This is a genomic window from Mycoplasmopsis sturni DSM 22021 (assembly GCF_000701485.1).
GTDB lineage: Bacteria > Bacillota_I > Bacilli_A > Mycoplasmatales > Metamycoplasmataceae > Mycoplasmopsis > Mycoplasmopsis sturni.
This window is the reverse complement of record NZ_KL370785.1, coordinates 355,789-380,651: the sequence shown is the minus strand read 5'-3', so window position 1 is coordinate 380,651 and position 24,863 is coordinate 355,789. Positions and strand designations below refer to the sequence as shown.

Below are 24,863 nucleotides of genomic sequence, written 5' to 3'. Positions count from 1 at the left end.
TATTATTTTGCTAAGTTAAGAGCAATCTCCATCATTTTGGTAAATGCTGTTTGTCTTTCTGCAGCACTTGTTTCTTCACGTGTAATTAAGTTATCTGAAATTGTAAGAAGACATGCTGCTTCTTTACCTGTTGCTTCAGCGTTTGTAAATAAAGCGTATGATTCCATTTCTACACAAATTGATTGAGAAAGTTTAATTCTTTCTTCAATTGAAAGGGCTGAGTAAAATACGTCAGATGAATGAACTCTTCCTTCGTTTAATTTAGTTCCAAGTCTTGAAGCAATCCCTCTAATTTCATCATTAAGTCTTTGAGAAGGAAGAGCAATATTTCCGTCTTTTCCAAGAGCAATTCTTCTAAAAGCATCACTGTCAGCGTATGCTTCTGTTGCTAGTACAACCTCGTAAAGACCAAGATCTTTTAAGTATGAACCAGCTGAACCGATTCTGATAATTCTATCAACATCATAGAATTTGAATAATTCATATGAGTAAATTCCTATTGAAGGACATCCCATTCCTGAACCAGCAACTGTAATAGGTTTTCCTTTGTAAGTACCTGTATACATAAACATATTTCTTACAGAACTTACTAATTTAAATCCAGGATCTAAATAAGTTTCAGCGATAAACTTCGCTCTTAAAGGATCTCCTGGCATAATAACTGTTTTAGCAATTTCTCCTTGTTTTGCATTAATGTGTGGTGTCATTTTTTACCTCCATTTTTTACCGTTAGCACACATCTATTTTTATATAGATATTACATTTTAAATTTTATCATTTTTGCAATGCAATAATATTTTTTGAGAAATTTTTTCACAAAAAAAGTACCTATAGTACTTTTGTTAGAAAAGAAGTTCTTGAACTTCTTCAGAATGTAAAGGATCATCTGCATTGTGTTCAAAATCCTTTGGAATTTCAGTGTTAAACACATTTGCTTGGATGTTATAATCAGTCAAAATTATTTCTTTAGTTTCTCAATAGGATACAAAGTTGTCTTTAATATATTCTTGTCTTTTTTGGTTAAAAGTTTCTCAGTCTTGAGGTAAATCATCTTCAAAATCATTTATTTTGTTTTTATAAAATCTATTGGTTCATTTTTGAAACTCTTTAAATGATGCATAAATATAATGATTTTCTTTTTTATCAATATCAATAATATCGTTATAAATATAAGAAAGATTTTGTTTAGGTATTTTGTAAGCTTGCACTGAATTTTCTAAAATACTTTTTAATAAAGGGTGCACCGGTCTTTTTGATAAAGTATCAAATTTACCGCCTTCAATTGAAGTATTATGAAACATAATATGAACTTGATAAAAGTTTTCTTTAATGAATTCTAAATCATTAGTTAATAAAACATATGAAATTTCATTATCATTTGCCATATTTTTAAAAACTCTTAAAAAATCACTTTTAACTTTATAACTAATAATGTTATTTGAGTCTTCTATAAAAATTAATTTGGTTTTGTTTAAATAGTATTTAATTAACTTAAACTTTACTCGATCAAGATTAGCTAAATTACTAAAGGGCTCAAATAATTTTTCACGGTTAACTGAAAGATAATTTAAGGCTCTAACGAATCTAATGCATGCAGCAAAATAATCTATCATTTTGGTTGATAAACCGTTTTTATCAATTAAAAATTCCGCAAGCATAATTGCAAATTTGTTAAAAAGTTCAATGCTTTGAAATTGGGTGAAAAAAGATCTCAAATAAAGATAAGGATTAGATTTTCTAACAATGTCCCCAATGCCAATTTCATCTATATATTTTTCAAAAAAATTAAAAAATGATCGTGATTCTTTATCTACTACTTTTAAGATTTCAATTAATTTTTTGATTTGGTTGTTTTTGGTTTTCATTACATTTTGATACAAACGATTTTCTGAGTAAAGGATTCATTGAACCTCGGCTTCTGCAAGTTTGATTGTTTCTTGTAATTTTTGCCGCTCTAAATTATTTTCAACTGTAATTACTTGCTTATATGAATTTTTTGACATTGCACTAATAGCTGCTTCATTTTTATTAATTCTTCTTGTGATTGAAATTTTCTTTTGTCTTGATTCTTCTCATAATTTTTTTGCCTTTTCATCAAAGTCTCTTTTAATTTGTAAGCTAACTAAAGATTTAGCTAGCAGATTGAGTTGAGAAAGTTTTTTGTGAAAATTTATTTTAAAAAACATTTTATCTGAATATAAAGACTGATCTAAATTTCTAATATTATCAATTGAAGCATAACGAATGTATTTTTTGTTTTTCTTTCAGCACCCGAGAATTTTTGAGTTGTAAAAAATATTTTGTTGAATTTTATCTTTATCAAAATAACTAAGTTTATTGTTTTTTAATTGTTTTTTGGAAGTTTTAATTTCTTTTTTAATTCTTAGAATAATTGAATTTACATAACTAGTTGATTGGTCGTGCAATCCATTGAGATAATCTTTATAAAATTGAATTTCAGTATTTAAATCTCTAACTTTAATATCATTGTAAACTTTATTAATTGAAGTTTTGTTAATTTGGTTAACAAATTTGAGCTTAATTTCGCTTTGTTTAATTAATTCTTTTTGAATTAGTAAATTTGAAGGATGCTCATTTTTGACAAAGCTTTTATATTTATTTTCTAAAACTTGAACAATGTCTAAGAAATTGTCCAATTGTTGATTTTGAATTTTGTTATATAAGAAATCGGTAAATTCATCAATAATTTGAATTACTCTTGTTGAAGTCATTTTGCTTTTGTTATTTTTTAGTTCACGTCTACAAATTTTCAAAGCTTTTAAATAGTTAGAATTTAATGCAATAATATTTTCACTTTTTTGAATTAAAGCATTGTAAAGAGGGATTCTGCTATTGAATTTTTCTTCATTAAAGAGCTTTTTAATTTCTTCTTTATAGTTTTCGCTATCTGAATATTCTTTTAAACAATCTTTTCATATTGTGTATATAGGCAAATTATTGTCGTAATTATCTGTAATTGTTGTGATTTTCAAATAGTCAATATCTTTAGAAATTACGGGATTATAACTTAATGTGTACTCAAATGGATTTTTTTCAGTTTGAGAAAACATAGTTAGGGCTATATTGCTTTTATTATTTGTGAATCCTTCTCAAAATAATTCATAAAAACCAGAATTATATTTAGGGTTAATATAAAAAGCAGTAGGCACTTTGTTGTAAATATTTAACTTTGGTATGTTTAAAAAACGGTTTTCACCGTTTTTCTTTGATTCATAGAAAAAATTTTCAATAGTAAGTAGAAGTCTTTGGTGTTCCATAAAATGCTCTATTTGTACGAAATGTTACTATTTTTGTTGATCAATCTTGAAATTACTGAGTAAGAGAAGTATATTACAAAGATATTAAATCAAATTTTGATTGGACTAAAAAGAACGTGTTGCATTACTCAAAATAATACACTTTGGCTCTTATCATCCCCTAATGATTTAAGATCAGCATACGATAAAATAGGAACGTTAATTAACTCTAAAAAAGCTGAAAAAACAACAATAGGGACAATAACTAGAAACTTCTCTGAACTCATTTTAAAACGACAAATGATAATGAAAATAATCATTGTTAGAAAACCAGAAATCATTAAGGTTAAAAGCACATATCTATTGTTGATTTTGCTTCTTGCTATATCTTGATCACTAAGTTGAAATAAAATTGAAGTTACAATAACAATAATCATTAATAAAAATGCAACACTTACAACAGTATTAATATTTTTTAGTGTTGAACCGGTACCATAACGAGATACAAAGTCCATTTTATTACGATATTTAATTATTTTAGTTGCATAATGTTTAATTAACTTTTCCAGTTTTTGTTCTCTTTTTTCCAATTTAAAGATTTGTTTTTGTACTTGAGGATCAAAATGAATCATTAATGCTTCTTCTAAAGAGGCAATTTCTTTTTTAACAACTTCATATTCTTGATTATTCTTAAGTAATTTAGTACCTAAGTTTCAAATTTTATATTCATATTCTTCTATTTTTACTTTTTTGCTAAATCAATAGTTTAAAAATCTAACAAAGAATCAACCAAAAATTCCTGACACTAATCCATTTATTGCTGTTGCAACCGTATAAAATGTATTATAAGCTGCTGGCGGAATGAAAAGAAGAGAAAGTAAATCAGAAATTATTCCAACAAAAACTCCAATAACAGGACCAAAAATAAATCCTGTAATTTTAATTGGTAATCCAATAAATGAGAATTTATAAGTTGGTAAAGCAATCAGCGGAACTAATTGTGAAGAAATAATGGTAAAGGTTACCGAAATGGAAATTAAAATAGCAACTAGCACCATTCTACGAATTGTTCATTTTTGAAAAAGTCCAAGTTCACGAAATTTAGGTACAGTACTTTGTCAACTCCCTTTAATAATTCTAGAGAATTTGGCAGTGAAAAAATTACCAGTGTTACCACTGTTGTTTAACTGATTTTTTTTAGTTAATTTAGGTAGTTTTTTCATATTTTTTAATTTTACTATTTTATTTCCCTCATCTTTTAAAAAATATTAATTTTTCTGGGTATTGTCAAATACCGATCTTTTTTCTTTTGGCTTGATTTTGTGCTTCTTTTAGTAATTGGTAAGCTTGTTTTTGCGACTTATTTTTAGTTTGAAAAGGGCCCTTAAAAGGAGTTATATAAGCAACACGAGCAAAGCCATTTTTTACCATTTGATAATTTAGAGTTTTTGTAAAATCACTTAGTGTGTTTTCAAGTGAAATCGTTGCGACAATTCTGTCATATTTATCAAGAGCTTCACTTCGCATATAAATTTTGTTATTTTGAGGAAATTTTATAAGTTCATTTAATTGTAAAGTTGCTTTTTGAGCAAAAAAATTTTCATAAAGTGCTAATTTTTGTTTTTGTCCCAATTTTAGTGTTTCTGGTGTATCTATTCCATATAAGCGAACTTTTTGAACTTTGTTATTAATTTCAATTTCGATAGTATCCCCATCAATGATTTTCAAAACTGAATAAGCAGAATTGTTTAAGGAAATAGCACCTAAATTCATGGTGTGTGGTTGAGTTACTTGACATGAAGGCAAAAATAAAGAAACACTTGCTAAATAAAAAAATTTATAAATTCTCATCATTTTTGTTTTAAGAAAATTTTAAAAAAATGCACAAAAAAAGTGCAATTCCTTGCACTAGTTTTTAGCTAAATCAATTAACATTTTGAATGTTTCTGGTTGTTGGATAGCTAATTCTGAAAGCATTTTACGGTTGATTGCAACATTTGCTTTTTTAAGTCCATTCATAAATTGTGAATAGCTCATTCCGTGCATTCTTGTTGCAGCATTAATACGAGCGATTCATAATTTTCTAAAGTTTCTTTTAACTTGTTTACGGTCTCTGAAAGCATATGTTCATGATTTAACAACCGCTTGTTTTGCAACTTTGTAACCAATTGATTTGTGCCCAAAGTATCCTTTAGCTAATTTAATTCATCTTTTACGTCTTGCTCTTGTAACTGTTCCACCTTTAACTCTTGCCATAATTATTTTCCTTTCTATTAATTTTCATTAAATATCATTTTAAATAAATCAACAACAGTCAAATTAGAACATGTGTTTGAATCTTTTAAGATCACTTTTTGACATAAGGGTAGCTTTTCTAGCGTGACGTTTTTGTTTGGTTGTTTTATTTTGGGCTAAGTGTGAACGGAAAGCTTGTTCTCTTAAAACTTTACCAGTTCCAGTAACTTTAATACGCTTTTTAAGTGCGCTTTTAGTTTTCATTTTTGGCATTTTCGTCTCCTTCTTTAGATTTAATTTCTTTTTCAGAATTTAATTCTTTTAAGTATCTAGCGATTTTTTGTTTATTTGGTTGGAGATTCATGTCTAAGAAACGTTCATTGACTAATTTAGCTTCTTTAGTAATTTCAGCAATATCCTCAAGGGTTTTGAAAAATTTATCTAAAGTAGCTAGCCCTAAATCTTTTCTACCAATCTCACGACCTCTAAGTTTTAAGGAAACTTTAATACGGTCACCTTTTAGTAAGAACTCACGAGCTTTTTTGCTCTTAACCATTAAGTCATTATCTCCGATCATAGGTGTTAAACGAACTTCACGGTTTTGAACATTAGTTTGCTTTTCTTTTAATTCTTTTTGTTTTTTCTTACGGTCATATTTAAATTTACCGTAATCTAAAATACGTGCAACCGGTTTAGGTTCTGCTGCAATTAGTACAAGATCTTTCTTTTCTTCTTTTGCCAATTCAATTGCTTCTTTTGTGTATTTAACACCCAGTTGTTCCCCGTCAGAACCAATTAAAAAGACTTGCTTAAACGGAATTGCTGAATTTACATAGTGTTCAGCAACTGGTTTACGTGATTTTCTTTGACTTTGAATAATAAACTCCTTAAATAAATGTATTTAAAAAAGTGGTTACCCACTTCTCTACTAAAAAAGGTATCAAATCCAGTGCAAAAATAAACTAAAAATGATACATTTAATTGTAGCTAAACCCAAGGATATTGTCCATCAGGTGAGAAGTGATTCTACTTTCTGCAATTAAATTTATATTGCTATTTAATTTTATCACTAAAAATATATTTTTATTACTAGTTTTTATAGAACTTTTAGTTACATTTTTCCGACAAAAGATTCTCTATTTTAATATAATAAAGAATATGAAAAAGAAAATTGGACTTATTTTAGGAACTATTGTAGGCGCTTTGGTTTTAGCTTCGATTTCAACCTATACAATTGTTATGAAACAACGTATTAACAATTATAATAATCAAAAAAATCAAGAATCAGAATTTCCTAAATCAAAAGAAATCACTTTATCTGAAACTATTAATGAGTCAAATCTTTTAGGAACTCAATTGAAGCTTGATTTCTTAAATAAAGTTAAGTCTCTTAAATTAATTAAAAATAATCCCGATGGAACCAAAGAACAACTCTCTACCCGGGATTTAGAAGAATCTTACAATAAACTGTGATCAGAAATTAATCATTTGTTTCTTAGTAAAAATAGTCTAATTGCCAAACTTAATAATGAGCAAAAACTAACAAGTAGTCTCAAAAACCAAATTATCAATGCTGATCAAGTAGAAATAGACCAACTTACCCAAGAATGTAGCAAATAAAAAGATCCATCTCGGATCTTTTTATTTGCATCTTAATGTAAAGTTAGCGGCTTTTATTTTTGATAGAAAAATTCATTTAATGCCGAAATTACGCCTTTTTTATTTTCTCTTCATGGGTTGTGTCCACATTTTGGGATAACATAAAGTTGAGCAGAAGGTTTAATTTTTAAATAATAAGCACCAATTTTTTTCTGATAAATAATTTGGTCACTTCTACCATATAAAATTGCAAGCGGTTTCTTATATTTTTTTAATTCTTCTTCTTCTTTGATCAAGACATCTTTGTCAAGTACGACTCTTCCTAATTTAGTAAGCATTGAAGTATATTGTTTATGCTCTTCTCATCATTTAGCTGAAGCTGCTTTAAATTTTTTATCAAAAAGAAATTTGAACATGTTGTGAGTAGATAAACGTAAGAATGTGATTTTGGATCACAAAGTGGTATTTGAAAAAGCGTACTCGAGTTTGTCTTTTATTTCAATAGATGTTAAATTAGCAGGGGCAATTAATAAAGTTTTTACAACTCTATTTTCGATCTTATTTACAATTAAAGAAGCTAGAAGCCCTCCCATAGAGTGGCCAACTAAATAAATATTTTTCAAATCTTTTTCTTTGATAAAACCTACCAAAATATTGATGTAATTTTCTAGAGTCATCACTTCTTCTGTTGCCGGACTTTTGCCATGGGCCGGAAGGTTAATTGAATAAATATTAAAATCTTTTTGATATGTTTCGGTGATTGTTTTTAAATTATTAAAATCAGCCGTAAATCCATGGATTAAAAAAATTGTTTTATCTGAGTTTGAATTTATTTCTAGTGTTTCAAGCTCTAGATTTTTATATATAAATTTTCCAATCATAAAGGCTCCTTAGTTTTTTAGTATTTTACCTTTATTTTAATTTATTCAATATAAAAAAATAATCATAATTGGAAATGTTTGCACTTTATAATTTGTTAATTTTGATAAAAATTAAAAGTGATGTGTAAATTTATCAAAAAGCACCAATTTTATTAAATTATATTGTTTTCGTTAATATAATTTAATGGGTATAATTAGTAATTAATTTATACAAATTTTTAAGGAATTAATATGAACTCAATTTTAATGAAAATTAACAGTTTTCGTGAAAATAAACCAGTAGTCTGGAATATGTTAATTTTTGCCTTAGCAATGGTTATTTCACAAACTGCTATTGAAACATTTAATGTTACTAGTACCTTATATGCCTTAAACAATACAGGTCAAGTTTGAATGGCCGCGTTAGTTCAAATATTAAGGTATTTACCAACATTGATTGCCTTTGCGGTGGCCCCGCTAATCATTAAAAAATTTAATCACCGAACCATTATTGTCGTCTCGGAAATTATCAGTTCTATTTTACTTTTTATTGCGGTGTTGGTAGCTATTTTTACACTCAATAAACCAGAATTAAAAAATGTAGTGTTGGGACAAAGTCCCTTGATTATTACAATTTATCTTGTTGTTATTTTATGAAACGTTTTTAATGCAGGAAGATTCTTAGCATTAAAACAAATTGTTTATCGTATTTCTCAAGATGAGAAACAGATAAATACTTACAATAGAATTAATAACTTTGCAACTAGTATTTCATATTTAGTTGCAGCTGTTGCTAGTTTAGGTTTTGTTAAATTGATTGGTTTTCAATGATCAACATTAATTTTAGCAATTGCTTATTTAATTAGTGCGGCTCTTTATCGTGGATTTAAATTACTTGATAAAGAAGTTGAAATTTCTTCAAAACCTCAAATCAAAAGACACTCTAAAACCTTAATATATACTTTTACTATATTAGTTGCTTTAGCGTTGTTTTCAGCAATTACCTTCGTGCCTCGTTTTGGTACAAACACACAATTTGTGACCAATTTATTTTTAGAAACTAAAAATTCAGCAAACGTAGAAACCTGAGTCTCAATTTATCTTATCGTAATTGGTGTAGCCCTTTGTTTAGGTTCAATTGTTATTTTCTTACTTGGTAAGAAAATTCTTATTACAACATCAATTCTTTTTGCGGTTGTTTCAATTGCTTTATTTATTTTTCTACTTTTTGCCTTTGGTGGATTCAAAACCAACATAGGTCTTTTTGGATCTTTTGATTCTAATGCAAATCTAGAAAAAGCAAGAGAAATTTTATCAACCCAATTACAAACAAACATGGATAAAGGAATCTTTGCATATACACATCAAAAATTAGTTTTAGGAATCTTTTTGGCAGGAACTTTTATTCAATATTTCTTATTTTCGATGTTTTTACCTGTGTATTTTGACTATTCTTATCGTACTATTCCAAAAGAAAAATATGCTTTTTTTGCTGGAATTACCATGATTATTTTTCAATTCATGGGATTGGTTTATTCAATTGCGATGATTACTTTATTTAACAAAACGAATTATCAATTTTCATATTTATTTTTTGTAGTTATTATTTTAGTTTTTGTCGGAATTGCTGTTATTGCTTACCTTCTTTTAAGAGCAAGACAAGCTAAAAAAGCTCAAGAAAATATTTAAATTTTTAGATTATAAAAAATAATCCTAATTAATTTTTTTAGGATTATTTTTTTTCTTCATTCTAAAGATAATTTTTGGTAATTCTCTTTGACCAGTTTTACGAATTCTAAGAATTCTTCTATAAATAAAACCATAAATAGGAGCAGTTAAAAGAGCCATTAAAAATAAAATAATATTAAAGATAACAATGATAAAAATACTATCACCTTGATAACCAAGAGGGTGATAAAATGAAACCATTGTATAAATAACCACACCTCTTTGGATTTCCGATCCCCCAAATTCAATAAATTTATATCCAATAAAGTAAATAGTTAATGTAAATAAGTAATAAAAAGCAGGGAAAATCATTAAAATTCAAATATTATTATTATCAATTCTAAGTATTTTGCGGTAGATAATTAAGCAAAAAATACCTAAAATCGGAGTAACTATATGAACAATACATGACTTAATTTTTTCAAAAAAAGTCATAATAGTAAACTCAATAGGATTCATCAAAACCGAAAGTCAATACATGCTCATTGTAATTGTTATATAAACTACTGAAGCATAGAAGAAAACATGCGCTTTTTTTCTTGTTCGATAAAATGGAAATAATGTTAGAACAACTGCTAAAAAAGCATTAGTCATAAAAGTAAATCAATAAGTTGATCCGCCTCAAAATAATATTGTAGCATTAGGCGCTAAATCAATACTTATTTGTTTGATGCTTTCGTTGTTACTTTGTTGTAAAACACCGAAAATTTCTTTGTATTTAGTATAAGTTTCAATTGATTTAAAGTGTCATTCTAAAATAGTTATGGTAAATAAATCTAAAATCATTAAAGAACCAATGATAAATACGGTTCAATCAATTTTATCAAACCTATAATATCCAGCAAATACTCTATGTATTTTGGTTTTCATTGCATTCTCCTTATGAAAATTTTTAAAAAAAACGCCCTAAAGCGTTTTGGTCATTTCTGATATGGTGCCCAAGACAGGATTTGAACCTGCACGGATTGCTCCACTAGATCCTTAGTCTAGCGTGTCTGCCAATTTCACCACTCGGGCTTTTTGCATTACTATTATACAAAAAGTTGAGAAATATTAAAAGATTTTTTTAGTTTTGTTATTAATTATTTATAATTATTAATAAATTATGAATCAAGCAATGTATATTGGGTTTGGAGTTCTCTTTGCCTTTGTGGCTGTTTGTTTTGTGATTTTGTATTTAACTTGAGGTATATCAAAAATTAGAAAATACAAAAATCAACAGCTCAAAGATTATGGAAGAAACCATCCCACAAAAAAACACTTAGCATACGACAAAACAGGAATGTATGTCCCTTCTTGACAAAGAGCTAAATATACTTCACCTATTTTTGCTGGTGTCACTTTTGGGATTATATCAGTAGTTTTTATCGTAAATGCTATTATTTTATAGCTTATTAATTTTTTACTTTTTAATTTAAAAATTTAACAAGTAAATTATAAATTTAATGAAAGGATAACAAAATGGAATCTAATGTTCAAAACAAACTTTTGTCAATTAAACAATTATTTTATACTCAATCGTTATTGTCAATTATCGGAATATCATTAGGAATATTTTCTTTTTTTCATTTTCTAGTAAGTTGATTATTTTTTGCATTGGCAATTGTTTTATTTGTTATTTCAATTGTTTTATCGACAAAACTTAATGAAGTTAGAAAAGAAATTAAGAATTTTCCGATAGAAAACACCACTAGCTTAGAATACGAATTTAACACTTTATTTGCTTTCAGTATTCTTGGTATTTTTATTTCAGTTGCTGCTCTTTTAACATCATTTTTTGGAATTAATAAAATTAACAAAATAAATGCGCTATTCTTTGATGAAAATAATAAAGCAAAACAACCAAGTTATCTTTTACCAAAAATAAAAAGATATTACAATTTATCAATTGCTAATTTAGTTTTAATTTCAATTTATATTCTTTTAGGTTTTGCCGTTTTTATCTTATTTGCTATTGTTTTTTTTCAATCATTAAGTAATGTAGCCTATGGATCAATTTTAAATATTTGAAAAGAATTATTACGTTCATTGATCTCTACTTACTTTTTTGGTACATGAATTATAACAATCTCTGTGTTATTATCCATTATAAGTATTGCTGTTATTGTTTTATCATTTCTTATTTATAAAGAAGGTTCAGAGATCGAAGCTTCTTTATACGCAATTAATTCAAAACAACCAGGTAAAATTAAAACTTCATTAACAACAAAAAATATTTTTGTTTATTATTGATTCTGACTTTTTGGAATTTTATTAATTATTGCTTTAGTTATGATAATTAAATCAAACAAAAAACTCCTTAAAGAAATTGAACAATTAAATGAATCAAGTAACGAACCTAGTAATTTTGACAAAGAACAATTAGAAGTGATCAAATAAAAATAAAATCACCATTTAAGTGGTGGTTTTTTATTTATCTATCTTATTTTTTGGTTAGATAAAAGGTATAATTAATATGACTTATTGCAAAGGAGTATATATGCAACAGACGCAATTTTTAAACAAAAAAGTTAATTTATTAGGGAAAGAATTACAAATTCAAGATCATGTAGAAGTTTTTGGTTCGCCAGCAGGAACTTTTGAAGATCAAAAATTTGATAACGAGGGAAAATATACAATTATTGCCACTTATCCGTCAATTGATACTCGTGTATGTGATATGCAAGTAGCGCGTTTAGAGAGTTTAACACAACAATATCCTGAGTTTAAATTTGTTGGACTCTCTCAAGATTTACCTAGTGCTTTAGCAACTTATGCGCAAGAACACGAAGTTAAAAACACACAACTTTTTAGTGACTATAAAAATCATCAAATGGCCTTGAATTTAGGATTGCTTATAGAAGATTATAATCTTTTTGCTCGTTCAATGTTAGTGCTAAATCCTCAAAATCAGGTAGTTTATAAGCAAATTAATGATGATGTTCATTCGCAAGTAGATTTTGATCAATTATTAGAATTTTTAAACACAGTAAAATAAGAATGAAAAAGCAACTATTTACTCTAGTTGCTTTTTATTTTTTATTTGTGATACTTAATGTTATGTTTAATTGTAAAAGCACGATAAATTTGCTCTACTAACATAACTCGAAATAATTGGTGAGGAAAAGTCATTTTTGAAAAATTTATTTGTTTGTTAAACTTGCTTTCATCAACCCCGTTGGAACCACCAATAATAAAAGTAGTATTATCAAGGTCTAAAAAATAATTCCCAAATTGTTCTGATGAAACCTGTTTTCCTCTTAATGATAAGTAAATAACATTAGAATTTTTTGGGATTTTTTCAATAATTAATTGAGTTTCTTTTTGGATTTTTAATTCTATATTTTCAATTTTTTGTTCTTTAATTTCAATTAATTCTACTTTTGCAAATCGACTAATTCGTTTAGTATATTCGTTGTATAAAACTTGATATTCCTGACTTAATGAACCCACTGCTATAATGGTGATTTTCATTATTTGTGACTTTTTTGAATATGGAACATGAGCATTTGAATATCAGCGGGATTAACTCCACTAATACGAGAAGCTTGACCAATTGTTAAAGGTTTAATAAGTTGAAGTTTTTGTCTTGCTTCGGTTGCCAGATTTTGAACTTCATCATAGTTAATGTTTGCAGGGATTTTAAAGTTTTCAAGTTTAGTGATTTTTTGTGCTTGACTTTGTTGCTTTTTAATATAACCTTCTAAACGAACTTTAGTTGTTAATTCGTGAATATAAGGGAAATCACCTAGAATTTCTGAAGGATCAACATCAGGACGCGCAATAACTTTAGTTAGAGAAACCCCATTTAAAATTCCGTATTTAATAGCTACTGGATCTTTTGAGGAGATAAATTGAGTATCTAATTCTGCTATTTTTTGGTCTATTAAATTATATTTGTTTACTACTTTTTGGTATTCTTCATCACTTAGAAGTCCTACTTGATAACCGTATTTAGCTAACCTAAAATCTGGATTATCGTTTCTAAGTAATAAGCGATATTCGGCTCTAGAAGTTAACATACGGTAAGGTTCTTTGGTACCTTGAGTTACTAAATCATCAATTAAAACTCCAATGTACGCATCTGAGCGCCCAAGAATTAATGGTTCTTTATTTTCAATTGCCAAAGCAGCATTAATTCCGGCAATAAGGCCTTGACAAGCAGCTTCTTCATAACCGCTTGTTCCATTAATTTGACCACCAGTGTAAAGCCCTTTAATAACTTTTGATTCTAAAGAAGGAGAAATTTGAAGTGGATTTATAGCATCATATTCAATCGCGTATCCGTATTTTTGGATTTTACAATTTTTCAAACCAGGAACTGAACGGATCATTTTATCTTGTACATCTATTGGAAAAGATGTACTTAATCCATTAACGTAAATAATGCTTCCATCTGCTGTTTCTGGCTCAAAGAAAATTTGATGTCTTTCTTTATCTGGAAAGCGCATAATTTTGTCTTCAACACTTGGGCAATATCTTGGACCCACTCCTTCAATTAACCCTGAATACATAGCTGATTTTTCGATATTATCACGAATAATTTGATGAGTTTCTTCGGTAGTGTATGTTAAATAACAAGATACCTGTTTGTCTAGTTTAACATTTGAACGATTAGAAAAATGTAATTCAGAATCTTCCAACTTTTCTTTTTCAACTTGTGAAAAGTCAATTGAGTCAGCATAGACACGACAAGGAGTCCCTGTTTTAAGTCTTTGCAAATCAAAACCTAGTTCTTTAAGCGATTCACTTAATTTAGGAGTTGTTTTTAAATTATCAGGTCCTGAAATAGTTACTTCATCACCACGTAAAATCCTTGAATTCATATAAGTACCAGTGGTAATGATTCCTTTTTTAGCTTCTAAAATTGTTCCTGATTCTAAAGCAAACCCAATAAACTGATTTTCTTTAGTCAAAACTTTGGTTGCTATATCTTCAATTAAAGTAACATTTGGGTGTTTTAATAAGTCTTCTAAAATAATCGCTGAATATTTATCTTTGTCAATTTGAGCGCGTAAAGCTCTCACGGCAGGTCCTTTTGATTCGTTAAGCATTTTAACTTGAATCATTGCAAGATCAGAGTAGTATCCTTGAACTCCACCTAGTGCGTCAATTTCACGAGTAATAATTCCTTTAGCTGGCCCTCCAATTGATGGATTACAAGGCATCATAGCAACTTTATCTTTGTGAAGTAAAACAAGGGCTACCTTATGCCCTTTATTAGCAATTGCGAATGTAGCTTCGACACCAGCGTGACCGCCACCTATAACAACGGCATCGAATTTAAGAATGTTTTTTTGTGTATTATTTGACATAGTTATTATATTTTACAAAAAATTGCATCTTTGTAAAAATAGTAAAAATAGTCTTTTTAATTTAAAAAATCACAACTATTTTCAAAATGAAAAAAATACCATAATAAAAAAATGAAAAAAATTTTTTAAATTACAAGTTTTTTAAAAAGACTATAATTTTATTAATATAATTCATTCAATAGAAAGGTATATAACTATGAAAAAAATTGCTATTAACGGATTCGGAAGAATCGGAAGATCTTTCCTTAGAAGATTACTTGAAACAAAAGCAAGCGATGTTGAAGTTGTTGCAGTTAATGACTTAACAGAAGTTAAAACATTAGTACACTTACTTAAATACGATACAGCTTATGGACAATTAGATGCTGAAGTTTCAGCAGAAGAAAACGCAATTATCTTAAACGGAAAAAGAATCGAAGTTTTTGCTGAAAGAGATCCTAAAAACTTACCATGAGGTAAATTAGGAATTGATGTTGTTATTGAATCAACAGGAAGATTTACTAAAAAAGAACTTGCTTCAGCTCACATCGAAGCTGGTGCAAAATCAGTTGTTATTTCAGCTCCTGCTGGAAACGACCTTAAAACAGTTGTTTACAACGTAAACCACGAAATTTTAAGTTCAGAAGATACAGTTATTTCAGCTGCTTCATGTACAACAAACTGTTTAGCACCTGTAATTAATGTTCTTAAACAATTCGGTGTTGAAAAAGGATGAATGACAACAATTCACGCTTATACAGCTGACCAAAGACTTCAAGATGCTCCACACAGTGACTTACGTCGTGCTAGAGCTGCTGCTTCAAATATGATTCCTACTTCAACTGGTGCCGCTAAAGCTCTTGGACTTGTTATTCCTGAAGTTTCTGGAATTTTAGATGGATCAGCTATCCGTGTTCCAACCATTACAGGATCAATCGTTGAACTTGTAGTTGAACTTAAAGAACAACCATCAGTAGAAGAAGTTAACGCTGCATTTGAAAAAGGTGCAAATGAGTCTCTTAAATACGAAACTGACCCAATCGTTTCATCAGATATTATTGGTTCAAACTATGGATCAATTTACGATGCTGGATTAACAAAAATTGTTAAAGACAAAGACGGAAAAAATCTTTACCACATTTCAGCATGATACGACAACGAAATGTCATACGTTTCACAACTTGTTAGAACTTCATTATACTTTGCAAGATTAAAATAATCTTCTTCTAAATATAAATATTTGCTAGATTTAGCAAATATTTTTTTATAATTTTTTACATGAACCAAGCAAAAAATATTCTCCAAAGACTCAAAGAAGTGCCGAAAAAACCGGGAATTTATTTATGAAAAGATAAAAACGGCAGAATTATTTATGTCGGTAAGGCTAAAAATTTATATAATCGGATGCACCAATACTTTAAAGGAAGTGTTAATTCTTATAAAACATACAAAATGGTATCTGAAATAGAAGATTTTGACATTTTTATCACAAGAAGCGATAAAGAAGCATATTTATTAGAAAAAACATACATAGAAAAGCACACACCTAAATATAATATTTTGCTTTTAGATGACAAAAATTATGGATACATAGAAATTAGCTTACAATCTCGTTTAGATATTAAACCAGCTTTTCGGATTCGTAAAAATTCCAAAACTAGTTTTTTTTATGGTCCTATTGTTTCTGGTGGTGATCGTAAAAAACTTGTTAAAGTTTTACAACGTTTTTTTCTTTATAAACAAGGGTTACCAATTACGGATTTACCTTTTTATCAGTGAGAAAAACTTTATCATAAAGCAATTGATTTTTTAAAACTTAAAGATCCTGATATTATCCAAACCCTAACTGAAAAAATGAATCAAGCTGCTTCAATTATGGACTTTGAAGCGGCTTTAGAATATAGAGATTCGGTTAAATTGTTGCAAGAAATGAAGGAAAAACAAATTGTAGAGATTTCGGACTTAAAAAATATTGATGTTTTTTCAATTATTGTTAAAGATGACTTTGTGCATGTTTATTTAACTTTATATCGTTTTGGTGTGCTTGTTTCGCATAATTATTTTTATGTACATAATTTAGGCGATGTTGGTTTGAATATCGATGAAATTTTATCTTTTTATTATCGTCAAAATGAGCTTCCTAATGCTATTTTAATTGATAAAAAGTATGCAGATGCTCATTTAGAATTCGAATTTAAACATAAGATTGAATTTCCTAAGCTTGGTGTTAAAGCCGAACTTATTAAGCAAGCAAATTTAAATAATCAAAATGCAATTGAAACTAAATTTCAAACTATGCAAATTCGACAAAATAATATTGATTTAGCTTTACAAGAACTTGGTTTATTAACAGGAATTTCACAAATTAATAATATTTATATTTTTGATAATTCTAATTTAAATAACACTCATGTAGTTGGTGTAGGAATGTGTTTTAAAGATGGCCAAAATTATAAAAACCTTAACCGGAAATTTGATATTCAAAAACATTTAGATGATAGCTCTAAATTTAGTGATTCTGAATATATGCAAATTAATGTTAATGAATATCTAAAAGCTAATTCTGAATTTTTTACCCCACCTAACTATAATGATTTATTTATTGTTGATGGGTCAATTATTCAGATTAATTCATTTTTAAAAGCACTTAAAAAGCATCCTAATTTTAATTTTGATTTAGTTAAAGTTATTGGATTAGTTAAAAATGAAAAACACGAAACAAGAAATATTGTTCTCCGAAATGGAACTGAAATAGAGATTATAAATGATAAACTTTATCATTTTTTATCATATATGCAAACAGAAGTTGACAAGTATGCTAAGCAATATCATGATTATAAATTTCGTAAATCATCGATGCAATCGCAATTAACGCAAATTAAAGGCGTAGGAGAAAAAAGTGAGCTTAAACTTTTAAATCATTTTAAGGATTATAGTTCAATTTATAATGCTTCTGAAGAACAATTAGCAAAAATTGTAGGCCAAAAAATAGCTAAGGCAATTAAAGCTGCAATTAAGTAAGTAAATATTCTTTTTAATTAGGTAAAAAATTTTTATTAAGAAATTTGTTTTTTTGTTATAATTTTTTTACCTAATGGCAAATGTGGTGAAGCGGTTAACACAGCGGGTTGTGGTCCCGTCATGCGCGAGTTCGAATCTCGTCATTTGCCCCATGTAATAAAGGCAACTCTAAAAGTTGCTTTTATTTTTGTTTTTTAACTTTTTTGCTATAATTTAATAGCAATTGGAACAGTACTCAAGAGGCTGAAGAGGCGGTCCTGCTAAGACTGTAGGGGAGGCAACTCCCGCGGAGGTTCAAATCCTCTCTGTTCCGCCATTTGCTTTAATGCACCAAAAAACTTAGAGATTTATCTCTAAGTTTTTCTTTTGTTTTAGTATTTGTAATTACTAATTTGTGCTAGAACTTTTGAGTCCTTTTGGAAATTTTTGAATTCTTTTTTAGATTTAAGTGTTCACAACAAAAAAGGCATGTTGTATTGCTGATATTCTTTTGCGTATTTTTTATATAGCTTATTTCAAGGGTGTAAATATTTGCAAATTGATTGAATTTTTTCTTTTGAAATTTTCTTAAAATCTTTTTGTCTTCAATATAAGAACCCTAAAAGATATTCTTTGCTTAATTGAGACATAATTTCAAGCGATTTGAAATTAAATGATGAAAAAATGAGTTTGTGTAATTTGTCCTTATATTTTCTTTGTATTAATTCATGTATATGCTTTTCAATATCTGGATATTGAATTAGGTCTGTTTTAATTTCAATGTTAATTGTGGTGAATTTATCAATAAATAAATCAAGAAATTCTTCAAGTGTTAAAATTTCTTGTCGAGGCACGGGCACCTTAAAAGTTTTTGCATAATCTAATTTCTTTAATTGTTTAAGTGTTGCTTGGGAAATTTTTAAGTTTTCTTGAGCAGTTCTACCGGTAGTTTCGTCATGAATAATTACAAGTTGATTGTCTTTTGTAAGATGAACATCAAGTTCAACGCCATCAAAACCATAAAAATATGCCAAATCAAAAGCTAATTTTGTATTTTCTGGAGCTATTGAAGAATAACCACGGTGAGCTAGTAAAAATTGCTTAGACATTTTGAACCTCTCTTCAACGGTGGAAAGTAAGACCATGTTTTTTGTTAAATCTTTGATTAGAAATATAAACGGCTAAACCACAAAGAATACCAATTACACACACAACAGCACCAATAATAGCCATAACTTGGTAAGCCACTGGATTGGTCGTTTTGATTCCGTCTACACCAACTTCCTCATATTGTTTAACCACAATACTTCCGATTTGGCTAAATCATGCATCAGAACTAAAACCGATGAATGAAAATACAGCAGTTACGGTTCCGTATGAGTTTTTAGGAGCTCAAATTTCTCCTTGTTGGGCGTATCTAAGTGTTACCATTGTTCATGAACAAATTTGAAGCATAAAGAAAATTACGTTCATTATGACAAATGCAATAATAGCACCTGTTTTTGAGTATCCCATTCATGCATTATCCATAAATCCTGGGATAAATAACATTATCATTCCAAGAATAAGACCAATACCAGTAGTAATTAGTAAAGCAAGTACAAACGATCTCATTCTATCTGAAAATTTAGATAAGACACCACCGACTAGAATTCTTAAACCATAAATTCTAAAGGCAAATAAAATTGTTAGAATCGAGGTAGATAAACCAATTTTGGTAAGCACTGTATTGGCGATCAACTGATTTAAATAATAAGTGAATGTCGATTGAAACATGTACATTCCAAGTAATAAAATCGATAATGCTCAAACTCTTCAATCACTCATAACTCTAATAAGAGTTTTAAAAGAGGTTGCGTTGGTTTCTTTGGTTCTTTTTTCTTGAACAAAGACAATTAGTGCAATAAATAAGATTAACATCATAAAACAAAATAGTAACATATATCCACCAACTAAATAATTAGAGTATTCAGGGTGGTTTTCTCTTATGTACATATCACTATATGTAATGATAAAAAATCCAATAAGACCTGTTATAACAAATCCGACAAGACCATTAAAGGCACCTTGTATTGAGTAAGCTAAACCTTGATTTTCTTTGGTAGTTTGTTGAGATACTAATTTTCAAAGTGGGGCCCAGAAAAATGGAGTAGTACTAATTCCCCAAAGGGTGAAAATTATATAGTATTGAACATCAAGGTAAGCCATCCCTTCTCCAAACATAATTAACATCGAGAATCACACACCACCAGCAAATGTGGATGCAATACCAATTAAGAGTAGGATTTTATTTGAAAAGCGATCGGCTAATCAACCGCCTGGAATTTGACTAATAAGAGTTACTCACCCAATAATGGCTCCTGCTTGTAATAGTACCGATTCATCAACGTGCATTCTTAAGTAGAAATTAGGGATAGCTGATTTGATGTAATAAGGCATAGCAATGATAAACATATCAATAGCAGCCAGGACAGTTAGAGCGATAATTTTTTTTCAACCTAGTTCTTTTAGTTTTTCTTTATATGTCATATATGTTTCTCCTATTTAATTACACAACGATATTTGCTATCTCTAGTTCTTTTAAATGCTAAAACAATATCGGTAAGATAAAATGAAATAGCACCAACAAATCATAAAATTGTGTAACTTAATATTTCCCAATTAAGCGAGGTATTCCCATTGGGATTTTTAATAAGATGCCAACCGGCTACTAGGCCATAAATAAATACACATGTAACTACCGCTGTAATTAAAAATTTAATAGATCCTGACAATCATTTTCCTAAATAAAAACGGTCTATACCTAAAAAGCCTAAAAAGATAGATAAAAGTATCACAATATTCTTTTTGTGCGGAGAGGTTCCTTTGCATCAATATTCAGGAATTACTTCATCGTTTAATTTACCTTCTTCTTTGAGTTTTTTAGCAAGTTTGAGATCAGCTTTAATCTCTTCGTGAGATAAAAAGAATTTTCTAATCATTAACGGACTCCTTAAATTCATTTGGTTGTAAACCAAAAAAGACTTTTTATACATTCCATGACAACCTTTTAATTTAAAAAGTTACGGACTATTTTTTGATAATTTTGACTTAAAAGTATATTTTCAAAAGCTTTTATTTCTGTTCTAATTTCAATATTTTTTAAGCAAAGGGTAATACATGATTTTTTATTTATTTAATTTATTTTTTTCAAATTAAATGTATTTTTAATGTTTTTTAAAGTCTTAATAAGTTTAAAAAACATTATTTTTATATACTTTTTAAGCGATAAATAGAATTTTTTAGTTCTACATCCTATTAAATCTTAACATAGATAAAATAAGTAACTAAATAATTAAGAAAATGTTTCCGCATAAGTTTTTTGAAATTTTGAAAAAGTTGTTTAATATATGGAAATTTTGTGAAAAAATTATAAATTTACCTCAAAATTTAAAATATACAATAAATATTTTATTTTTTAAAAAAATATTTAGATTTCAGAATACTTGGTTAAAAATATTTTTTTATAGTTCTTAAACCCTCTTTTTAATGTGTAAGAAGAAATCTAACGAAATTGGTATAATATAAAAACTTATGAAGAATTGAACACAATGACTAGATTTTAAAACAACAGAAATGAGAATTGCGGAGCGTTCGCTAAAAGAAATCAATAAACTTGAACCGATAGTTTCTAAATTAACTGACAAAGAGCTTCAAGAACAAACAAAAGTTTTTAAAGATCTTTTAGCTCAGGGATATACATTAGATGATATCCGTAATGATGTTTTTGCGGTTGCAAGAGAGGCAACTAAAAGAGTTTTAGGAAAACGCCCTTATGATGTTCAAATGATCGGGGGAATCTTACTTGATCTTGGTTCTGTTGCTGAGATGAAAACTGGAGAAGGTAAAACAATTACCTCAATTGCTCCGGTATATTTAAATGCGCTTCTTGGTAAGGGAGCAATTGTTTCAACTGTTAATGAATATCTTTCAGAGCGTGATGCTCATGAAATGGGTCAAGTGTTTAATTTTTTAGGATTATCAGTTGGTATTAATAAAGCTCAAATGAATGAGTTTGATAAAAGACAAGCATATGCAGCCGATATTACTTATTCTGTGCACTCAGAATTAGGTTTTGATTATCTTAGAGATAATATGGTCAAAGATCTTAGTAAGAAAGTTCAAAGAGGGCTACAGTTTTGTTTAATTGATGAGGTAGATTCAATTTTAATTGATGAAGCCAAAACTCCTCTTATTATTTCAGGGGGTGAGCAAAAAGATTCAAGCGCTTATTATGGAGCGGATCAGTTTGTGCGCACATTAGGTTTGGAAGATTATGTTATTGATGAAGAATCAAAAGCAATTACCTTAACTCACTCAGGAATTGAAAAAGCTAACCGTTTTTTCAAGGTAGATAATATTTATCACATTGAAAATTCAGAAACAGTACACCTTGTGCAAAACGCACTTCGTGCTCATAAAATCATGAAGCACGATGTTGAATATATTGTTCGAAATGGAAAAATCGAATTGGTTGATGGTTTTACTGGTCGGATTATGGAAGGTAGAAGTTATTCAGAGGGTCTTCAGCAAGCTATCCAAGCTAAGGAAGTTGTTGAAGTAGAGCCTGAAACACAAACACTTGCTACAATTACTTACCAAAACTTTTTCAGAATGTTTAATAAACTTTGTGGAATGACAGGAACAGGAAAAACTGAAGAACAAGAATTTATCGATATTTATAATATGCGTGTTAATGTTGTGCCAACTAACAAACCAATTGCTCGTGTTGATGAAGAAGATGAAATTTTTGCCTGCACGGAAGATAAATGAAATGCTGTAACTGAAAAGATTAAAGAACTTTATACAAAAGGTCAGCCAGTTTTAGTTGGTACCGCTCAAATTGAAGACTCTGAAGCGTTACACAAGCATCTTTTAAAAGCAGGAATTCCTCATACAGTTTTAAATGCCAAACAAAATGCTTCAGAAGCTGAGATTATTTCTCATGCTGGTGAAGTTAAATCAGTTACAATTGCAACTAACATGGCAGGTCGTGGAACCGATATTAAACCAACAAAAGAAGCTATTGAATTAGGTGGTCTTTATGTTATCGGAACTGATCGCGCCGAATCTCGAAGAATTGACAACCAGCTTAGGGGACGGAGCGGACGTCAAGGTGATGTAGGAACCAGTAAATTTTATGTTTCAATTGATGATCCTCTAATGCAAAGGTTTGCTAATTATGAAGCTTTTAAAGAAGCCTATGCAGATTCTAAAGGAAAAGCAATTACTACAAAGCAATTGCGTTTTGCTTTCAAGCAAGCTCAGAGAAAAATTGAAGGATTTAATTACGATTCTAGAAAATCAGTACTTAATTATGATGATGTTATTCGTCAACAAAGAGATTTAATTTACTCACAAAGAGACTTAATTCTTGCTTCAGATGATCCAGAATTTATTGTCAAAAGAATGATCAAACACACTACTAATTCAATTGTTAACTTTGAAGCTTATAAATCAAAAGGTAACTACAACTACAAAGAATTGGTTAAGTTCCTTAATGAAAATGTAGGTAATTTAATTGCTTTTGAATTTTCGCTAGAAGAAATTAGCAAGGTTTATGAAAAAGAACTTCCTAAATATATTTCTAATGTCATTATTCAAGCATTAGATAAGTGAACAGAAAACGCGCTTAAAATTGTTTCAATTGAAGAAATTCACTCACTTGAAAAAGATATAATTTTAAACATTTTAGATCAAAAATGAACAAGACATATTAACCGAATGGAAAAGTTACGTTCAAATGTTAACTTAGTGCAATATTCGCAAAAAAACCCTTATCAAATTTATACTGAAGAAGGTACTAAAATGTTTGATGCTATGATTGAAAATATAGCTTTTGATGTTATGCTTTCAATTTTCTCAAACCGTTTAGGTGCCAAATCTCTTATTACAAAAGAAATGCGTCAAGATCCTACCTTTATGGAGATTTTACGTAACTTAAGTCATGATATTTACAGAAGTGTTGAAGAAAGAGAAGCTGAAGCTATTTCAATTTATAATGCCGTTATTCAAAGAACCAATGTGCACGAAGAAGTTCAGGAAAACATCGAATCAACAAAATTAAGTGATATTGAAGAAATTAAAAATCCGCAAAATCAAATTGAGAATACCTTAAATATTGCGACAGATGATGAAGAATTTGTCGCTGATGATTCTTTTGATGAAATTTTTGAACTTGAGCGTAAAAACGCAAAAATACTCGAAGAGTTAAGTAAAAAAGCAATGGAATTTCAACCAGAAAATAAATCATTAGAAGAATTAATGGAAAATTTACAATCAGCAATTGTTTTTGAAAATGTTTTGGTTAATCAAGCATTAAATGACTCAACATCTTCAAGTGAAGAATTCAATTCAAATGATAAAAAGGAAAATATATCAGGGGATAATACTATCAATCAAAGTGATACCCAAGGCAAAACAAATTCTAATGAAGAAACAAAAGTTTCATTAGCCAAACAACCAAAAACTAAAAAAACAAAGACAACAGATAAACCAAAGCAAAGTAAATCATCCAAAACAACTACTACAAAAACTAGAAAATCAAGCTCAAAGAAATCAGATTCTTTAGAAACATCATCTAAATCTAAAACTATAAAAAGCAAAAATAAAAGTGATTCAATTGAGATCAACTCAACTCCAAAAAGAAGAGGAAGACCACCTAAGAAGAAAAATATTGAATCTGAATAATTTACCTAAATAAAAAGTCTAATTTAAAGACTTTTTATTTTTTTATTTGAAGAAAATTCTTGACTTTTACAATAAGATAATTTCAATTAGATTTTTCCTTTCAGTTACCAAATCAATATTAATTTATGATATAATTTCAAAAGAGCCGACATCGAGTGAAAAACTTGTGTCAAAAAAACAAG

22 protein-coding genes and 3 tRNA genes are annotated in these 24,863 nt (G+C 28.6%); 10 read left to right on the top strand and 15 right to left on the bottom strand.

All coding sequences use genetic code 4. The features are described from left to right. Positions 1–2 precede the first annotated feature (2 nt). The 7 genes from deoD to infC form a co-directional block, all read right to left on the bottom strand. Complete coding sequence (deoD, locus tag Q349_RS03080; protein ID WP_036464924.1) at positions 3–707, bottom strand: purine-nucleoside phosphorylase; 705 nt, start codon at positions 705–707, stop codon at positions 3–5. A 135-nt stretch (positions 708–842) separates the two neighbouring features. Then, positions 843–3,278: an MAG1360 family OppF-related protein gene (locus tag Q349_RS03075; protein WP_036464923.1), complete on the bottom strand. Its 2,436-nt coding sequence runs from the start codon at positions 3,276–3,278 to the stop codon at positions 843–845. An 8-nt stretch (positions 3,279–3,286) separates the two neighbouring features. Further along, on the bottom strand, positions 3,287–4,480 hold the full coding sequence (locus Q349_RS03070; RefSeq protein ID WP_051616801.1) for a hypothetical protein: 1,194 nt from the start codon (positions 4,478–4,480) through the stop codon (positions 3,287–3,289). Positions 4,481–4,499: 19 nt separating this feature from the next. Continuing rightward, positions 4,500–5,108: a thermonuclease family protein gene (locus tag Q349_RS03065; protein ID WP_051616799.1), complete on the bottom strand. Its 609-nt coding sequence runs from the start codon at positions 5,106–5,108 to the stop codon at positions 4,500–4,502. Positions 5,109–5,165: 57 nt separating this feature from the next. After that, a complete protein-coding gene (rplT, locus tag Q349_RS03060) occupies positions 5,166–5,513 on the bottom strand; it encodes a 50S ribosomal protein L20 (RefSeq protein ID WP_036464921.1) in 348 nt (115 codons plus the stop codon). A gap of 63 nt (positions 5,514–5,576) precedes the next feature. Then, positions 5,577–5,765 carry a 50S ribosomal protein L35 gene (gene rpmI / locus Q349_RS03055; protein ID WP_036464919.1) on the bottom strand — a complete coding sequence of 63 codons (189 nt, stop codon included), beginning with the start codon at positions 5,763–5,765 and terminating at the stop codon, positions 5,577–5,579. Further along, positions 5,746–6,369 (bottom strand): translation initiation factor IF-3, encoded by a 624-nt coding sequence (gene infC / locus Q349_RS03050; RefSeq protein WP_084270858.1) that lies wholly within the window; start codon positions 6,367–6,369, stop codon positions 5,746–5,748. The genes rpmI and infC overlap by 20 nt, the downstream gene beginning before the upstream one ends. A 281-nt stretch (positions 6,370–6,650) precedes the next feature. Here infC and Q349_RS03045 point away from each other — a divergent pair, with 281 nt between their 5' ends. Then, positions 6,651–7,112, top strand: coding sequence for a hypothetical protein (locus Q349_RS03045; protein ID WP_036464917.1), 462 nt, complete (start codon positions 6,651–6,653; stop codon positions 7,110–7,112). 53 nt (positions 7,113–7,165) lie between these two features. On the opposite strand, the gene Q349_RS03040 is transcribed toward Q349_RS03045, so the two are convergent. Then, positions 7,166–7,972 (bottom strand): alpha/beta fold hydrolase, encoded by an 807-nt coding sequence (locus Q349_RS03040; protein WP_036464915.1) that lies wholly within the window; start codon positions 7,970–7,972, stop codon positions 7,166–7,168. 231 nt (positions 7,973–8,203) lie between these two features. Here Q349_RS03040 and Q349_RS03035 point away from each other — a divergent pair, with 231 nt between their 5' ends. Then, positions 8,204–9,640 carry an MFS transporter gene (locus Q349_RS03035; RefSeq protein WP_036464913.1) on the top strand — a complete coding sequence of 479 codons (1,437 nt, stop codon included), beginning with the start codon at positions 8,204–8,206 and terminating at the stop codon, positions 9,638–9,640. 24 nt (positions 9,641–9,664) lie between these two features. Here Q349_RS03035 and Q349_RS03030 read toward each other — a convergent pair whose 3' ends face one another. Beyond that, on the bottom strand, positions 9,665–10,549 hold the full coding sequence (locus Q349_RS03030; RefSeq protein ID WP_036464912.1) for an MAGa3780 family membrane protein: 885 nt from the start codon (positions 10,547–10,549) through the stop codon (positions 9,665–9,667). Positions 10,550–10,611: 62 nt separating this feature from the next. Then, positions 10,612–10,696 (bottom strand) — tRNA-Leu (locus tag Q349_RS03025). Between the two features lie 88 nt (positions 10,697–10,784). Between Q349_RS03025 and Q349_RS03020 the strand changes: the two genes are divergently transcribed. The 3 genes from Q349_RS03020 (at position 10,785) to Q349_RS03010 (ending at position 12,656) form a co-directional block, all read left to right on the top strand. Then, complete coding sequence (locus Q349_RS03020) at positions 10,785–11,069, top strand: hypothetical protein (RefSeq protein ID WP_051616797.1); 285 nt, start codon at positions 10,785–10,787, stop codon at positions 11,067–11,069. A gap of 71 nt (positions 11,070–11,140) precedes the next feature. Then, entirely contained in the window at positions 11,141–12,058 is a 918-nt protein-coding gene (locus Q349_RS03015; RefSeq protein ID WP_036464911.1) for a hypothetical protein, read from the top strand. A gap of 100 nt (positions 12,059–12,158) precedes the next feature. After that, the gene (locus tag Q349_RS03010) at positions 12,159–12,656 is read left to right on the top strand and encodes a redoxin domain-containing protein (protein WP_036464909.1); all 498 of its coding nucleotides are present in this window, start codon (positions 12,159–12,161) and stop codon (positions 12,654–12,656) included. Positions 12,657–12,697: 41 nt separating this feature from the next. Here the strand turns inward: Q349_RS03010 and Q349_RS03005 are convergent, their stop codons facing one another. Next, positions 12,698–13,132, bottom strand: a complete 435-nt coding sequence (locus tag Q349_RS03005) for a 23S rRNA (pseudouridine(1915)-N(3))-methyltransferase RlmH (RefSeq protein WP_036464907.1) — start codon at positions 13,130–13,132, stop codon at positions 12,698–12,700. Beyond that, positions 13,132–14,973, bottom strand: coding sequence for a tRNA uridine-5-carboxymethylaminomethyl(34) synthesis enzyme MnmG (gene mnmG / locus Q349_RS03000; RefSeq protein WP_036464905.1), 1,842 nt, complete (start codon positions 14,971–14,973; stop codon positions 13,132–13,134). The genes Q349_RS03005 and mnmG overlap by 1 nt, the downstream gene beginning before the upstream one ends. A gap of 196 nt (positions 14,974–15,169) precedes the next feature. On the opposite strand from mnmG, the gene gap reads away from it, so the two are divergent. The 4 genes from gap (at position 15,170) to Q349_RS02980 (ending at position 18,289) form a co-directional block, all read left to right on the top strand. Then, positions 15,170–16,171 (top strand): type I glyceraldehyde-3-phosphate dehydrogenase, encoded by a 1,002-nt coding sequence (gene gap, locus Q349_RS02995; RefSeq protein WP_036464903.1) that lies wholly within the window; start codon positions 15,170–15,172, stop codon positions 16,169–16,171. A 59-nt stretch (positions 16,172–16,230) separates the two neighbouring features. Next, a complete protein-coding gene (gene uvrC / locus Q349_RS02990) occupies positions 16,231–17,973 on the top strand; it encodes an excinuclease ABC subunit UvrC (RefSeq protein ID WP_036464902.1) in 1,743 nt (580 codons plus the stop codon). A 76-nt stretch (positions 17,974–18,049) separates the two neighbouring features. Further along, positions 18,050–18,125 (top strand) — tRNA-His (locus Q349_RS02985). Between the two features lie 73 nt (positions 18,126–18,198). Then, positions 18,199–18,289: transfer RNA gene (locus Q349_RS02980), tRNA-Ser, on the top strand. Positions 18,290–18,344: 55 nt separating this feature from the next. Here Q349_RS02980 and Q349_RS02975 read toward each other — a convergent pair. From Q349_RS02975 to Q349_RS02965, 3 genes are read right to left on the bottom strand one after another with little or no spacing between them, the layout of a single operon-like run. Next, positions 18,345–19,061: a glycerophosphodiester phosphodiesterase family protein gene (locus Q349_RS02975; RefSeq protein ID WP_036464900.1), complete on the bottom strand. Its 717-nt coding sequence runs from the start codon at positions 19,059–19,061 to the stop codon at positions 18,345–18,347. Beyond that, positions 19,054–20,481 (bottom strand): MFS transporter, encoded by a 1,428-nt coding sequence (locus Q349_RS02970; RefSeq protein ID WP_036464899.1) that lies wholly within the window; start codon positions 20,479–20,481, stop codon positions 19,054–19,056. Before Q349_RS02970 ends, Q349_RS02975 begins: the two co-directional genes overlap by 8 nt. 11 nt (positions 20,482–20,492) lie before the next feature. Next, positions 20,493–20,933, bottom strand: coding sequence for a TM2 domain-containing protein (locus Q349_RS02965; RefSeq protein ID WP_036464898.1), 441 nt, complete (start codon positions 20,931–20,933; stop codon positions 20,493–20,495). Positions 20,934–21,525: 592 nt separating this feature from the next. Here Q349_RS02965 and secA point away from each other — a divergent pair. After that, positions 21,526–24,681: a preprotein translocase subunit SecA gene (gene secA / locus Q349_RS02960; protein ID WP_084270855.1), complete on the top strand. Its 3,156-nt coding sequence runs from the start codon at positions 21,526–21,528 to the stop codon at positions 24,679–24,681. Positions 24,682–24,863: the final 182 nt, after the last annotated feature.